The sequence below is a fragment of the Pseudomonas phytophila genome (genome assembly GCF_025643095.1).
GTDB lineage: Bacteria > Pseudomonadota > Gammaproteobacteria > Pseudomonadales > Pseudomonadaceae > Aquipseudomonas > Aquipseudomonas quasicaspiana.
Genome location: NZ_CP081201.1, coordinates 1 through 14,597, shown reverse-complemented (window position 1 = coordinate 14,597; position 14,597 = coordinate 1). Strand labels below are relative to the sequence as shown.

At 55.7% G+C, this 14,597-nt stretch carries 12 protein-coding genes; 5 read left to right on the top strand and 7 right to left on the bottom strand.

What is annotated here, in order from left to right; genetic code table 11:
• Positions 1–9 precede the first annotated feature (9 nt).
• The gene (locus tag K3169_RS00060; RefSeq protein ID WP_087269473.1) at positions 10–897 is read right to left on the bottom strand and encodes a lysophospholipid acyltransferase; all 888 of its coding nucleotides are present in this window, start codon (positions 895–897) and stop codon (positions 10–12) included.
• A gap of 38 nt (positions 898–935) precedes the next feature.
• The gene (locus K3169_RS00055; RefSeq protein ID WP_027901570.1) at positions 936–1,487 is read right to left on the bottom strand and encodes a DNA-3-methyladenine glycosylase I; all 552 of its coding nucleotides are present in this window, start codon (positions 1,485–1,487) and stop codon (positions 936–938) included.
• A gap of 80 nt (positions 1,488–1,567) precedes the next feature.
• Here K3169_RS00055 and glyQ point away from each other — a divergent pair, with 80 nt between their 5' ends.
• The 4 genes from glyQ to K3169_RS00035 are packed head-to-tail and all read left to right on the top strand — an operon-like array spanning position 1,568 to position 5,955.
• Positions 1,568–2,521: a glycine--tRNA ligase subunit alpha gene (gene glyQ, locus K3169_RS00050; RefSeq protein WP_020292021.1), complete on the top strand. Its 954-nt coding sequence runs from the start codon at positions 1,568–1,570 to the stop codon at positions 2,519–2,521.
• Positions 2,518–4,572 (top strand): glycine--tRNA ligase subunit beta, encoded by a 2,055-nt coding sequence (gene glyS / locus K3169_RS00045; protein WP_027901571.1) that lies wholly within the window; start codon positions 2,518–2,520, stop codon positions 4,570–4,572. Before glyQ ends, glyS begins: the two co-directional genes overlap by 4 nt.
• A 14-nt stretch (positions 4,573–4,586) precedes the next feature.
• Positions 4,587–5,138 (top strand): D-glycero-beta-D-manno-heptose 1,7-bisphosphate 7-phosphatase, encoded by a 552-nt coding sequence (gene gmhB, locus K3169_RS00040; RefSeq protein ID WP_122708558.1) that lies wholly within the window; start codon positions 4,587–4,589, stop codon positions 5,136–5,138.
• 46 nt (positions 5,139–5,184) lie between these two features.
• The gene (locus tag K3169_RS00035) at positions 5,185–5,955 is read left to right on the top strand and encodes a lysophospholipid acyltransferase family protein (RefSeq protein ID WP_122708559.1); all 771 of its coding nucleotides are present in this window, start codon (positions 5,185–5,187) and stop codon (positions 5,953–5,955) included.
• A gap of 351 nt (positions 5,956–6,306) precedes the next feature.
• Here the strand turns inward: K3169_RS00035 and K3169_RS00030 are convergent, their stop codons facing one another.
• Entirely contained in the window at positions 6,307–7,218 is a 912-nt protein-coding gene (locus tag K3169_RS00030; protein ID WP_263269405.1) for an alpha/beta fold hydrolase, read from the bottom strand.
• Positions 7,219–7,324: 106 nt separating this feature from the next.
• On the opposite strand from K3169_RS00030, the gene K3169_RS00025 reads away from it, so the two are divergent.
• The gene (locus tag K3169_RS00025; protein ID WP_263269404.1) at positions 7,325–8,296 is read left to right on the top strand and encodes an AraC family transcriptional regulator; all 972 of its coding nucleotides are present in this window, start codon (positions 7,325–7,327) and stop codon (positions 8,294–8,296) included.
• A 69-nt stretch (positions 8,297–8,365) separates the two neighbouring features.
• Here K3169_RS00025 and gyrB read toward each other — a convergent pair whose 3' ends face one another.
• The 4 genes from gyrB to dnaA are packed head-to-tail and all read right to left on the bottom strand — an operon-like array spanning position 8,366 to position 14,571.
• A complete protein-coding gene (gyrB, locus tag K3169_RS00020) occupies positions 8,366–10,783 on the bottom strand; it encodes a DNA topoisomerase (ATP-hydrolyzing) subunit B (RefSeq protein ID WP_255876950.1) in 2,418 nt (805 codons plus the stop codon).
• A 4-nt stretch (positions 10,784–10,787) separates the two neighbouring features.
• Positions 10,788–11,891, bottom strand: coding sequence for a DNA replication/repair protein RecF (gene recF / locus K3169_RS00015; RefSeq protein ID WP_122708562.1), 1,104 nt, complete (start codon positions 11,889–11,891; stop codon positions 10,788–10,790).
• Positions 11,892–11,911: 20 nt separating this feature from the next.
• The gene (gene dnaN, locus K3169_RS00010) at positions 11,912–13,015 is read right to left on the bottom strand and encodes a DNA polymerase III subunit beta (protein WP_027901577.1); all 1,104 of its coding nucleotides are present in this window, start codon (positions 13,013–13,015) and stop codon (positions 11,912–11,914) included.
• A 38-nt stretch (positions 13,016–13,053) separates the two neighbouring features.
• Positions 13,054–14,571, bottom strand: a complete 1,518-nt coding sequence (gene dnaA / locus K3169_RS00005) for a chromosomal replication initiator protein DnaA (protein ID WP_099270342.1) — start codon at positions 14,569–14,571, stop codon at positions 13,054–13,056.
• Positions 14,572–14,597 lie beyond the last annotated feature (26 nt).

The following is a 14,597-nucleotide window of genomic DNA, read 5'->3' as shown; positions in this document are numbered from 1 at the left end:
TCTAGCCCATCAATACCAGCGAGCCTCTCCGGCAGGGCGCTTCTTGAAGCGCTTCATGGTCCACATGTACTGGCTTGGATACGCCCGCACATACTTCTCCACTACCTGACTCATGGCCGCCGCAGAGGTCGCGGTGTCGGTGCTGTACATGGCCTCGGGCGCAGCTTCCAGCACCACTTTGTAACCCGAACCGTCTGGCAGGCGCATGGCATGCAGGAACACGCCGACCGCCTTTCCACCGGCCAGCATGTTGGGCACAAACTTGCTGGTCAGGGCCGTGGTGGCAAAAAACGGCACGAAGATCCCTGCTGATTCTGCTGGCTCGGGATCGGCCGGAATACCCACCGAGCCGCCTTTTCGCACTTCCTTGATGACACTGAGAATGCCTTCCTTGGTGGAGGCCGCCACGCGGTTACCCAGTTGCACGCGCTGTTTGCGCAGCAGGTCATCGACCGCTTTGAGCTTGGGCGGGCGGTAGAAAATGATCGGTTTGCACTGGCTGCAGTAGAAGTGGTTCAGCACTTCCCAGTTACCCAGGTGGCTGGTGATGCCAACGACGCCCTTGCCGGACGCCAAGGCATCCTTGAGTACGTCGAGGCCTTCGACTTCGCGCACCAGATCGATCGACTTCTGAGCAGGCCAGATCCAGGCGCAGGCGCTTTCCGTGAGGGTCTTGCCGATATCCATCAAGCTACGACCGACCAGACGCTCGCGCTCGGCAGGGTCCATTTCCGGAAAGCATTTAGCCAGGTTGATGCGCGCGACCTCACGCGAACGGTTCGGCAGTTTCCACATCAACCAGCCGATGCCCGCACCCACCCACTGCACAACGCGCCAGGGCAACAAGGCAAACAGTCGCAACGCGCCCACCATAAGGGCACCTTTAAACTTTTCCACAGATCACTCCCCAAAACTCAAGGCGGCCATTGTAACCGTCAGCGGACCAAATCCGCGTATCGATCACAATCCACGGTGTGGTCCATGACCATGCCGCTCGACTGCATGTAGGCATAACAGATGGTCGGCCCGACAAAGGTAAACCCGGCTTTCTTCAACGCCTTGCTCATGGCCTCGGCCTCTGGCGTGATAGCCGGGACTTCGCTGCGGTCCTTGCGGTGGTTGATCTTCCGTTCACCGCCCACAAACGACCAGAGGAATTCCACCGGGTCGTCCAGCTTCAACCAGGCCTGCGCATTGCGCCGGGCGGCATTGAGCTTGAGACGGTTACGGATGATGCCTGGCTCCTGCATCAGGACTTCGATATCAGCGTCGGTCATGGCCGCGATTCGATGCACATCAAAACCGAACATCACCTCGCGATAGCGCGCGCGCTTTTTCAAAACGGTGATCCATGAAAGACCGGCCTGGAACCCTTCGAGCAAAAGCAACTCGAAGAGCTTCTGCGCGTCGCGCAACGGCACGCCCCACTCGTGATCGTGATAATCGATGTAAATCGGCTCTTCGTTGCACCAATAGCAGCGTGGCATAGGGCTTCCAAGGGTGGAGGTGCTGCTGAATCGGGTATACTCCCGCTCTTTAAATCGCAGCCCCAGTACAGGTGAATTTCGTGAGCCAGCCTACGCCAGCCGTGCGTACCTTCCAAGACTTGATCCTCGCCCTCCAGCAATACTGGGCCGAGCAAGGTTGTGTGGTACTTCAGCCCTACGATATGGAAGTAGGCGCCGGCACTTTCCACACCGCCACGTTTCTGCGCGCCGTAGGCCCGGAAACCTGGAACGCAGCCTACGTACAGCCAAGCCGCCGTCCGACTGACGGCCGGTATGGTGAAAACCCGAACCGCCTGCAGCACTACTATCAGTTTCAGGTAGTCCTCAAGCCAAACCCGGACAACTTCCAGGAGTTGTATCTGGGCTCGTTGAAGCATGTCGGTCTGGACCCTCTGGTCCACGACGTGCGGTTCGTTGAAGACAACTGGGAATCGCCAACGCTCGGCGCCTGGGGTCTGGGCTGGGAGATATGGCTCAACGGCATGGAAGTGTCGCAGTTCACTTACTTCCAGCAAGCGGGCGGCATCGAATGCTATCCGGTGACCGGTGAGATCACCTACGGCCTTGAACGTCTGGCGATGTACCTGCAGAACGTTGACTCGGTCTATGACCTGGTGTGGGCTGACGGTCCATTCGGCCGCGTGACTTACGGCGATGTGTTCCACCAGAACGAAGTGGAGCAATCGACTTACAACTTCGAGCACGCGAACGTCGACAAGCTGTTCGAACTGTTTGATTTCTACGAAAGCGAGGCCAAGCGCCTGATCGAACTGGATCAGCCGTTGCCGCTGCCAAGCTACGAAATGGTTCTGAAGGCTTCCCATACCTTCAACCTGCTGGATGCCCGTCGCGCTATCTCGGTAACTGCTCGTCAGCAGTACATCCTGCGCGTTCGTACCCTGGCTCGTTCGGTTGCCCAGGCTTATCTGATGGCTCGCGCCAAGCTGGGCTTCCCGATGGCTCCACCTGATTTACGTGATGAAGTGCTGGCCAAGCTGGAGGCGCAACAATGAGTGCTCAAGATTTTCTGGTTGAACTGGGCACCGAAGAGCTGCCGCCAAAAGCGCTCAACACGTTGGCTGACGCCTTCCTGGCCGGTATCGAAAAAGGCCTGCAGTCTGCAGGCCTGACGTACAGCGCCAAGCAGGTGTATGGCGCACCTCGTCGTCTGGCTGTATTGATCACCGACCTGTCCACGCAACAGCCGGATCGCAGCATCAACCTTGACGGTCCGCCACGTCAGGCGGCTTTCGATGCTGAAGGCAACCCGACTCAGGCTGCCCTGGGTTTTGCCAAGAAGTGCGGCGTTGATCTGAGCGAAATTGATCAGAGCGGCCCCAAGCTGCGTTACAGCCAGAGCATCGCAGGCAAACCCACCGCGAGCCTGCTGCCGACTATCGTTGAAGACTCCCTGAACGACCTGCCGATCCCCAAGCGCATGCGCTGGGGGGCTCGCAAGGAAGAGTTCGTGCGTCCAACCCAGTGGCTGGTCATGCTGTTCGGCGATCAGGTCATCGACTGCACAATCCTGGCTCAAACCGCAGGCCGGGAATCACGTGGTCACCGCTTCCACCATCCGGAAAGCGTTCGCATCACCTCGCCAGCCAGCTACCTGAGCGATCTGCGCAATGCGTACGTATTGGCTGACTTCAACGAACGTCGCCAACTGATCACCAAACGCGTCGACGAGCTCGCGACCCAGCACGAAGGCACTGCCATCGTGCCGCCAAGCCTGCTGGACGAAGTGACTTCGCTGGTTGAGTGGCCTGTTCCGCTGGTGTGTTCGTTCGAAGAGCGCTTCCTGGAAGTGCCGCAAGAAGCCCTGATCACCACCATGCAGGACAACCAGAAGTACTTCTGCCTGCTGGATGCCGACGGCAAGTTGCTGCCGCGCTTCATTACCGTCGCGAACATCGAAAGCAAAGACCCGCAGCAGATCGTGCTGGGTAACGAGAAAGTTGTTCGTCCACGTCTGACCGACGCCGAGTTCTTCTTCAAGCAGGACAAGAAGCAGAAGCTGGAAACCTTCAACCAGCGTCTGCAGAACGTCGTGTTCCAGGCTCAGTTGGGCAGCGTTTTCGACAAAGCTGAACGTGTTTCGAAACTCGCTGCGTTCATTGCTCCACGTATTGGTGGCGACGCTCAACGTGCAGCCCGTGCCGGTCTGTTGTCCAAGTGCGACCTGGCCACGGAAATGGTTGGCGAATTCCCTGAGATGCAGGGTATCGCTGGTTACTACTACGCCAAGGCTGACGGCGAAACCGACGATGTAGCTCTGGCGCTGAACGAGCAGTACATGCCGCGCGGTGCTGGCGCTGAACTGCCAACGACCTTGACCGGTTCGGCAGTGGCCATCGCTGACAAGCTGGACACTCTGGTCGGTATCTTCGGTATTGGCATGCTGCCAACCGGCAGTAAAGACCCGTACGCGCTGCGTCGTGCCGCGCTGGGCATCCTGCGCATTCTGATCGAGAAGCAGCTGGACCTGGACCTGATCGAAACCGTGAAATTTGCGGTGGGTCAGTTCGGTGCCAAGGTCAAAGCTGCCGGTCTGTCCGATCAGGTACTGGAATTCATCTTCGACCGCCTGCGTGCGCGTTACGAAGACGAAGGCGTTGAAGTGGCGGTTTATCTGTCGGTTCGTGCCCTGCAACCAGGCTCGGCGCTGGATTTCGATCAACGTGTTCAAGCCGTTCAGGCGTTTCGCAAACTGCCGGAAGCTGCCGCGTTGGCCGCAGTGAACAAGCGCGTTTCGAATCTGTTGAGCAAGGCTGAGGGCAACATTGCCCAGACCGTCGAGCCAAAATACTTCGATAACGCTAACGAGTTCTCGCTCTATTCGGCGATCAAGCAAGCAGATCAAGATGTGCAGCCAATGGCAGAAGCGCGTCAGTACAGCGAAACCCTCGCGCGTCTGGCAGCCCTGCGTGAACCGGTTGATGCCTTCTTCGAGGCTGTAATGGTCAACGCCGAGGACGCCAATGTACGGGCCAACCGATATGCGCTGCTGGCGCGTCTGCGTGGCTTGTTCCTGGGTGTCGCCGACATCTCGTTGCTGGGCTGAGGAAGGGGCGCATCGTGAAGTTGCTGATCCTTGATCGGGACGGAGTCATCAACCATGACTCCGACGCTTACATAAGGTCGGTGGGGGAGTGGATTCCGATTCCCGGCTCGATCGAGGCCATTGCGCAACTGAGTAAGGCCGGCTGGACGGTTGCAGTCGCAACCAACCAGTCCGGCATCGCCCGGGGTTATTACGACCTCGCGACTCTGGATGCCATGCACGCTCGTCTACGTGCGTTGGTGGCGGAGCAGGGGGGCGAGGTCGGTTTGATCGTCTATTGCCCACATGGGCCCGATGAAGGCTGCGATTGCCGCAAGCCGAAACCGGGCATGCTGCAGACCATCGCCCGGCACTACCAGGTGGAGCTGGCGGGACTATGGTTTGTAGGTGACAGCAGCAGTGACCTCAAGGCCGCACTGGCCGTCGACTCACAACCGGTTTTGGTAAAGACCGGCAAAGGTGAGAAAACACTGGCCGGTTCGCTGCCCGCCAGTACGTTGGTTTTTGACGATCTCGCGGCCGTTGCCGCAGAACTTATCCACAATAGCGCTCCGCAAAACAACTAGCGGTACGCTTGATGAACGGGCACTTGCCCGTACGGTAAATGCAACTATGTCGATCATCCAGGCAATCAGGACCGTTCTCTTCTACCTGTTGCTAGGCACCAGCTCTTTGCTGTGGTGCACGTTAAGCTTCTTTATCGCACCGTTCCTGCCCTTCAAGGCTCGCTATCGTTTCATCAACGTTTACTGGTGCCGCTGCGCAATCTGGTTGACGCGCGTATTCCTCAACATCCGGGTTGAAGTGACCGGCGCAGAAAATGTCCCCAAGACGCCCTGCGTGATCATCTCCAACCACCAGAGCACGTGGGAAACGTTCTTCCTGTCACAGTACTTCTCGCCGCTAAGCCAGGTGCTCAAGCGTGAACTTCTGTATGTCCCGTTCTTTGGCTGGGCAATGGCCATGCTGCGTCCTATCGCAATTGATCGTGAGAACCCAAAAGCAGCACTCAAACAAATCGCCAAGAAGGGCGATGAGTTGCTCAAGGATGGCGTCTGGGTACTGATCTTCCCAGAAGGTACCCGTGTTCCGTTTGGCCAGGTCGGCAAGTTTTCTCGCGGTGGCACTGCGTTGGCGGTCAATGCAAACCTGCCCGTGCTGCCTGTTGCACACAACGCCGGCAAGTACTGGCCGAAGGAAGGCTGGGCGAAAAAGCCAGGCACTATTCAGGTCGTTATCGGCGAACCGATGTATGCAGAGGGCGAAGGTCCACGCGCCATCGCAGCGCTCAACGATCGAGTTCAGACCTGGAACGAAGAGACTCAAAAAGCCTTGGGTTCAATCACCGCACCGGTGTCGAGCAAGGAAGAAGCCGTTATCTGATTTTTGTGGATAACCTGTGCACTGTTTTTGATTTTTTCGCAAAAAACGGCGGCAAACCATTGGATTCACTGCTTATTTCCGATGCTCATTAAAAAGCCAAAAACGTGCATAAGTTTTTATGAGCTTCTAGAACCGACCTCTTGGGGTCGGTTTTTTTATGTCCGGTTTTGGGTACATCTCATAGGGACTTTTGACGCGGCTCTGATGGACCATACCCTATCAAGCGATCCCTCTCGGCTAAATCACTGTCCCTACTAAATACACGTTCCACGTGGAACATATCCTCATACAAGCCTTGGCTTGAGGATCGCACCAGCCGCGAAGCCATCCATGACTGCGGTTTAAATGCCGTCACTTACTCGATGTCGGCGACGCCATGAACGTCGATAAATCGTGATTGAAACGTGACGCTTCTTCCAGGAACGGAGCATGGCCTGAGTTCTCATATACCTTTGTCTGAACGCGAGGATTCAACTGCTTTGCGCGCGCCATAGAAGGTTGAGCATTGACGAGTTGGTCCTTTGCGCCATACAGCATCAAGACGGGCACCTTCGCCTTGGGTAACCCTTCTGCAGCGGCCACAGTCATGGACGGAGTGGCGCGTGTCATTGTCCAGGACGCCATCGCAGCATTCGATAGCAACAATTCGAAAGTGGGGGCATCCGGTTGGGTGTGGAAGCATAGGGCAAGGAATGTTCGTATGGCCTCCAGGTGTGTCTTGAGATCATCAGACGCCAGCCCTGCATACACCTCCGGGTGTGAGGTAATCAACGCAGCGTTAAGCTCGATCACGCCATCGACATACATGATGCCACCGAGATCAGCGTCACCATAAGCCGCCAGGTAATTGGATATAACCACTCCCCCCAACGACCAGCCAACGAGCACCGGGTGCTTGCTACCAGTCGCCTTGAGAACAGCAGCCAGATCATCTGCGGATCGACGCCCTATGAGATACGCGTTGGAATCGTCAGGCTTGTCGGAAAGGCCATGGCCTCGCAGGTCATAGGTCACCATACGGTAGCGTTGCAGCTCCGGACTGCTCGTCTGCTTTTCCCAATTCAGGCGGCTACCGAGTAAACCATGAATAAAGATGATCGCTGGGCCGTCGGGATTACCTGCCTCCTGAACGGCGATCCTGACGCCGTCCGGAGCGGTTACCGTGTAGCTTTTCTCGGCTGCGATAGATAAAGATGAAAGTGCTGCCAATAACACTATCGCCCAAGCGTTGCCTAGTAATCGACCACAAAAACGGTGACTCATGAAATGACTCCAATGCTCAAAGTTGAGCATTGGAGTCTAGGTAGGGCGCACAGGACGGTCTATGATCTGAGCTCTGTAGATATTGATCAATCGTCCTGGAGTGATAATGGCTTTGCCTATTCAACCTGATCCAAGTGATCTGATCAGCGAATTGTTATCAGGCATGCGTCTTGTGGGCGTACAGTTTCGCAGGATAGAAGTCCGAGACTTTCCGGGGGTGGGTTTCACTAACGCAGTGGGTCGAGCGCAGTTTCACTTCGTAGGACGCGGGCCTGTCTGGCTGCGTAGCCCTGACAACAACCTGTATCGGATGGATACGGGGACCGCAGTCCTGATACCTCATGGCGGACCTCATGCGATTTTGTCTTCAGAGAGAACGCCTGTATCCAACGTAAAGCCGTTCGCCTTTGACTCTTTTAGCGGAGAGCAGGGTAGTGCTTGCCAAGGTCCGGTTATTTTCAGCTGCTGTATGGAGTTGGAACTGGGCGGCATGCAGCCGCTGGTCGCTGCCATGCCAGAGGTACTACTGGCGAGCACACTGTCACAGGGGTCACCCGAGATCTGCCCCATGCTGGACGCTATGGAGCGTGAGTCATTGATGTTAAAAGCCGGCCACTTGGGGATTCTGGTGCGCCTGGCCGAAGTGGTTGCTGCACTTGTGATAAGGGATTGGGTGGCAGATGGATGCGGTGGTGCAGCAGGATGGTTAGGTGCGTTACAGGATCCTCGGCTGAGTAAAACCCTTGTAATGATGCACAAACACCCCGGTAGAAGCTGGACAGTAGCCTCTCTGGCGAGCGAAGCGGGGCAGTCACGCTCTGTCTTTGCCCAGAGTTTTCTTCATGCTACTGGTGTTTCTCCGCTTCGCTACCTCACGGATTTGAGGATGCGCCTGGCTCTGCTTAGTCTGAGTCGCGAGCGGCAGCCAATAGAAACTATCGCAAGCCAGTTAGGTTACGGTTCACTGGCCGCCTTTAGCCGTGCGTTCAAACGCTCGGTGGGCGTGTCTCCAGGTACGATCCGCGCCTCAACTGTTGCTCTAAACCCGCCTGAACATCCAACCAATAAAACGCCATAAAAAAAGCCAACCCGGAGGTTGGCTTTTTCGTGGAGTAGTGAAAACGGCCGTTTCCGGCCACAACCTGATTTAGAAATCCAGGTTGGAAACCGCCAGAGCATTGCTCTCGATGAAGTCACGGCGAGGTTCTACTGCATCACCCATCAAGGTATTGAAGATCTGGTCTGCACCGATAGCGTCTTCAATAGTGACCTTGAGCATCCGGCGAACCGACGGATCCATCGTGGTCTCCCACAGCTGATCAGGGTTCATCTCACCCAGACCTTTGTATCGCTGGATGGTGTGGCGCTTGGTGCTTTCAGCCATCAACCAGGCCAAGGCTTCCTTGAACTCGCTGACCTGTTTCTTGCGCTCGCCACGTTGAACGTAAGCACCTTCTTCCAGCAGCGTACTGATCTGCAGGCCCAGTGCGGTTACGGTCTTGTAGTCGTTACTGCCAAAGAAGTCACGGTTGAAGGTCACGTAGTTGGACAGACCGTGGGAGATCAGTTCGACCTCTGGCAGCCAGACATTACGTTCGCGATCTTCACGCAGGCTGGCTTTGTAAACCAGACCCGACTTCTCACCAACACGCAGACGGGCGTCAAACAGTGCCAACCAGGCTTGCATGCCTTCATGGTCAGACAGCTGCTCAAGAGTGACAGGAGGCAGGTACACGAAGTGCTCAGTCAGTTCCTGAGGATACAAGCGCGACAGGCGCTTCAGGGTCTTCATCACCATCCGGAAATCGTTGACCAGACGCTCCAGCGATTCGCCGGAAATACCAGGTGCAGACTCATTCAGGTGCAGGCTCGCATCTTCAAGAGCCGACTGGGTCATGTATTCTTCCATGGCCTCGTCGTCTTTGATGTATTGCTCTTGCTTGCCTTTCTTGACCTTGTACAGCGGCGGCTGGGCGATGTAGATATAGCCACGCTCGATCAGTTCTGGGAGCTGACGGAAGAAGAAGGTCAGCAGCAGCGTACGGATGTGCGAACCGTCGACGTCAGCATCGGTCATGATGATGATGTTGTGATAACGCAGCTTGTCGATGTTGTACTCATCGCGGCCGATACCACAGCCCAGGGCGGTGATCAAAGTACCTACTTCTTGCGACGAGATCATCTTGTCGAAACGTGCTTTCTCGACGTTAAGGATCTTACCCTTGAGTGGCAGAATCGCTTGGGTTTTACGGTTACGTCCCTGCTTGGCTGAACCGCCAGCAGAGTCACCTTCCACGAGGTACAGTTCGGAAAGGGCAGGGTCTTTTTCCTGGCAGTCAGCAAGTTTGCCGGGGAGACCCGCAATATCCAGTGCGCCTTTACGACGGGTCATTTCGCGAGCTTTACGAGCAGCTTCACGCGCGCGTGCAGCGTCGATCATCTTGCCAACCACGGCCTTGGCTTCGTTCGGGTTTTCCAGCAGGAAGTCAGAGAAGTATTTACCCATCTCTTGCTCTACTGCAGTTTTAACCTCGGAAGAAACCAGCTTGTCTTTGGTCTGCGAGCTGAACTTCGGATCCGGTACTTTCACCGAAATGATCGCAGTCAAACCTTCGCGCGCATCGTCACCAGTGGTCGCCACCTTGTGCTTCTTGGCCAGACCTTCCTGCTCAATGTAGGCGTTGAGGTTACGCGTCAGCGCGGAGCGGAATCCCACCAGGTGAGTACCGCCGTCACGCTGTGGGATGTTGTTGGTGAAGCACAACAGGTTCTCGTTGAAGCTGTCGTTCCACTGCAAAGCGATCTCGACGCCAATGCCGTCGTCGCGCTGAATATTGAAGTGGAATACCTGATTGACCGCAGTCTTGTTGGTGTTCAGGTATTCAACGAAAGCACGCAAACCACCTTCATACTTGAACAGCTCTTCCTTGCCGCTGCGCTCGTCTCGAAGGACGATGCCAACACCGGAGTTCAGGAAGGAGAGCTCACGAATCCGCTTGGCCAGAATATCCCAGCTGAAGTGGATGTTCTTGAAGGTTTCAGCGGAAGGCTTGAAGTGGATCTCGGTGCCGGTCGTGTCGCTGTCACCCACAATACGCATCGGCTCCTGTGGAACACCGTGAACGTAAGTTTGCTCCCAGATCTTGCCGCTACGACGCACAGTCAACAGCAGTAATTCGGACAAGGCGTTAACTACAGAAACACCCACGCCGTGCAGGCCGCCGGATACTTTGTAGGAGTTGTCGTCGAACTTACCACCAGCGTGGAGCACGGTCATGATGACCTCTGCTGCCGACACGCCTTCTTCTTTGTGCACGTCTACCGGAATACCGCGACCGTTGTCGCGGACCGTAATGGATTCGTCCGGGTGGATGGTGATAGTGATGTCATCGCAGTGGCCAGCCAGTGCTTCGTCGATCGAGTTATCAACAACCTCAAACACCATGTGGTGAAGACCGCTGCCATCGTCAGTGTCACCGATGTACATTCCGGGACGCTTGCGTACGGCATCTAGTCCTTTCAGTACCTTGATACTGGAGGAGTCGTACGTTTGGTTTTCGCTCATGCAATCACTCCCGATGATCGTGGGTCTGGGTGATACGGCCTTGTTCCACGTGGAACAAAGCGACTGGCGTTTCCGTTTGCCAGCCGTCCCTCAATAATTCGTGGTCTACACAGGTGATAAAAACCTGGCAGCGTAAGTCTTCAAGCAAGCGGCAAAGCGCGCGGCGATGCTGGTCATCCAGTTCAGACGGTAGATCGTCAACCAGGTAAATACATTGGCCACGACGAGCCTGGCTAACGAGATGCCCTTGAGCAATACGCAGTGCGCACACCACCAGTTTCTGCTGACCACGCGACAAGATATCTGCCGCATTATGCGCGCCTAATCTAAGTCGCAAATCAGCTCGCTGTGGTCCTGCTTGCGTATGGCCCATCTGTTGATCGCGATGGAGGGAAGAGGCGAGCACAGTGCTCAAGTCTTTTTCCTTGTCCCATCCACGGTAGTAACTCAGGGTCAAACCTTCGAGTTCAACCAGCTCACTTAGAGTCTGTTCGAAAACGGGTTTTAAGGCCTTGATGTATGACCGCCGATACTCATCAATTTCATCGCTGGCCAGGCACAGCTCCCGGTCCCATGCCGCTTGCGAAGCGCCGTCAAGTGTACCATGCCGAAGCCACGAGTTACGCTGCTTGAGGGCCTTCTGGAGGCGCTGCCAAGTGGCCATAAAACGAGGTTCCACGTGGAACACTCCCCAGTCCAGAAACTGCCTGCGAATCTTCGGCGCGCCTTCGAGAAGACGGAAACTGTCCGGGTTGATAAGTTGCAGAGGCAGAGTTTCAGCAAGTTGCGCAGCGCTACGAGCGTTCTGCCCATCTATACGTATTTGAAAATCCCCCTGCCTATCACGGGAAACACCCAGATTGCTTTGCCCACCTTCAACCAGATCGACCTGACCAAAAACCGTACACGCGGGTTGTTCGTACTGGATAACCGGTAACAGTCGAGCGCTGCGAAATGAACGGGCGAGGCCAAGCAAATGGATGGCTTCCAGCACGCTGGTTTTGCCACTGCCATTATCGCCGTGAAGGATGTTGATACGGGGGGAGGGGGAGAAGGTCACCGGGTGCAGATTGCGCACCCCGGTGACCGAGACGCGACTAAGAGACATCTAGCTTCTGCTGAACATGGTTACAGGCGCATCGGCATAACTACGTAAGCGGAGTCGTCATTATCCGATTCCTGTACCAACGCGCTGCTGTTGGAGTCAGACAGAATCAAACGAACCTGCTCGGTAGTCATCACGCCCAGTACGTCGAGCAGATAGCTGACGTTAAAACCGATCTCCAGCGAAGCGCCGTTATAGTCGACGCTGATCTCTTCTTCAGCTTCTTCCTGTTCAGGGTTGTTCGCCTGGATTTTCAGCTGACCGCTGGCCAGTTGCAGACGGATTCCGCGGTATTTCTCGTTGGACAGAATCGCCGTACGGCTGAACGCCTCACGCAATGCCTGACGATCACCCAATACAAGCTTGTCGCCACCCTTGGGCAGCACACGCTCGTAGTCCGGGAATTTACCGTCAACCAGCTTGGAGGTGAACGTGAACTCGCCAGTGGTCGCACGAATGTGATGCTGACCCAGGACGATACTCACGATGCCATCTTGCTCAGTCAGCAGGCGAGCCATTTCCAGAATGCCTTTACGCGGCACGATTACCTGGTGACGATCAGCCTGTTCGATATCAGCGGTCATGGAGCACATGGCCAAACGGTGACCGTCGGTAGCGACGGCGCGAAGCACACCCGCGCTAACTTCCAGCAGCATACCGTTGAGGTAATAACGAACATCCTGCTGAGCCATGGCGAAGCTAGTGCGCTCGATCAAACGACGCAGCTTGCTTTGAACTAAGTTAAAGGTCAGCGAACCAGGACCTTCTTCAACAGTCGGGAAGTCATTGGCTGGCAATGTCGACAACGTGAAGCGGCTACGACCAGCCTTGACGATCAATTTTGCATCATCAACCTTGATATCGATCAGCACGTCGTTTGGCAGGCTTTTGCAAATGTCCATCAGCTTGCGGGCAGGGACAGTGATCTCGCCCGGTTCAGCAGGTTCTTCAAGTTGAACACGACCAACGAGTTCGACTTCAAGATCAGTGCCGGTCAACGAGAGCTGCTGCCCTTCGACGACCAGAAGCACGTTGGAGAGCACCGGCAGGGTCTGGCGGCGTTCAACAACGCCGGCGACCAACTGCAGGGGTTTCAACAGGGCTTCGCGTTGAATGGTGAAATGCATGGTCTAGTCCCTTGCCTTAATAAGCTGCGCTGATGTCATCAAGTGGTCAGTGTACGCAGCAGGTTCTTGTAGTCCTCGCGAATATCCGCGTCGGATTCCTTCAATTCATTAATCTTTCGGCAGGCGTGCAAAACAGTTGTGTGATCACGGCCACCAAACACATCGCCGATTTCCGGCAGACTGTGGTTAGTCAGTTCCTTCGACAATGCCATCGCCACCTGGCGCGGCCGGGCCACAGATCTAGAACGACGCTTGGACAACAGGTCGGATATCTTGATCTTGTAATACTCGGCAACGGTGCGCTGAATGTTATCCACACTCACCAGTTTGTCCTGCAATGCCAACAGGTCCTTCAACGACTCGCGGATCAGCTCGATAGTGATATCACGACCCATGAAGTGCGAGTGAGCGATAACACGCTTTAGCGCGCCTTCAAGCTCACGCACGTTGGAGCGAATGCGTTGTGCAATGAAGAACGCTGCATCATGAGGCAGATCTACCTTTGCCTGATCCGCTTTTTTCATCAGGATCGCGACGCGGGTTTCAAGCTCCGGAGGTTCGACAGCAACTGTCAGGCCCCAGCCGAATCGCGACTTCAGGCGCTCCTCAAGCCCCTCAATTTCCTTCGGATAACGGTCGCTGGTCAGAATGACCTGCTGACCGCCTTCGAGCAGAGCATTGAAGGTGTGGAAAAACTCTTCCTGGGACCGTTCCTTGCGGGCAAAGAACTGAATATCGTCGATCAGCAACGCATCGACTGAGCGATAGAAACGTTTGAACTCGTTGATAGCGTTCAACTGCAACGCTTTGACCATGTCGGCCACAAAACGCTCCGAATGCAGGTACACAACCTTCGCGTTCGGGTTCTTCTTTAGAAGATGATTACCCACAGCGTGCATCAAGTGAGTTTTACCCAGACCAACGCCACCATAAAGGAAGAGCGGGTTGTAACCATGCTTGGGGTTGTCAGCTACCTGCCAGGCCGCAGCCCGGGCCAGTTGGTTGGACTTACCCTCAACGAAGTTCTCGAACGTGAAGGTGCGATTCAGATAGCTGGTGTGCTTTAGCGCGCCTTCTACCTGAACCGTGCGCTGTTCAGCACGAGCAGGGGCCTGTTGGGAACTGGCACCCGCCATTGGATCGAAACTGTCACGAGAGGGTTCGTCGTTAATCTGTGATGGCTGCTGTACCGGCGCTGGAGCAGCCACTTGAGCGGGTGCAGGAGCCTGGCTAACAGGCTGGCTCGCGGCCATTGCCTGCGAAGCCGCTGCAGCCAATGGGGCGTTCGGGGCTGCGCGGGGAGCTGAACTGCGCTTGCTGCCTATTAATAGAGAAAGCGCAGGCGCCATCCCCTGACCGTGCTCACCTAACAGTTCAAGCAAACGACCGAGGTACTTTTCGTTTACCCAGTCGAGAACAAAACGGTTCGGTGCATAGACACGCAACTCGTCGCCTTCGGCTTCAACCTGTAGCGGACGGATCCAAGTGTTGAATTGCTGGGCAGGCAGCTCATCGCGCAAAAGCTCTACGCACTGCTGCCAAAGTTCCAATGACACGGACATCCCCTAGGTTAAAAGCCGGT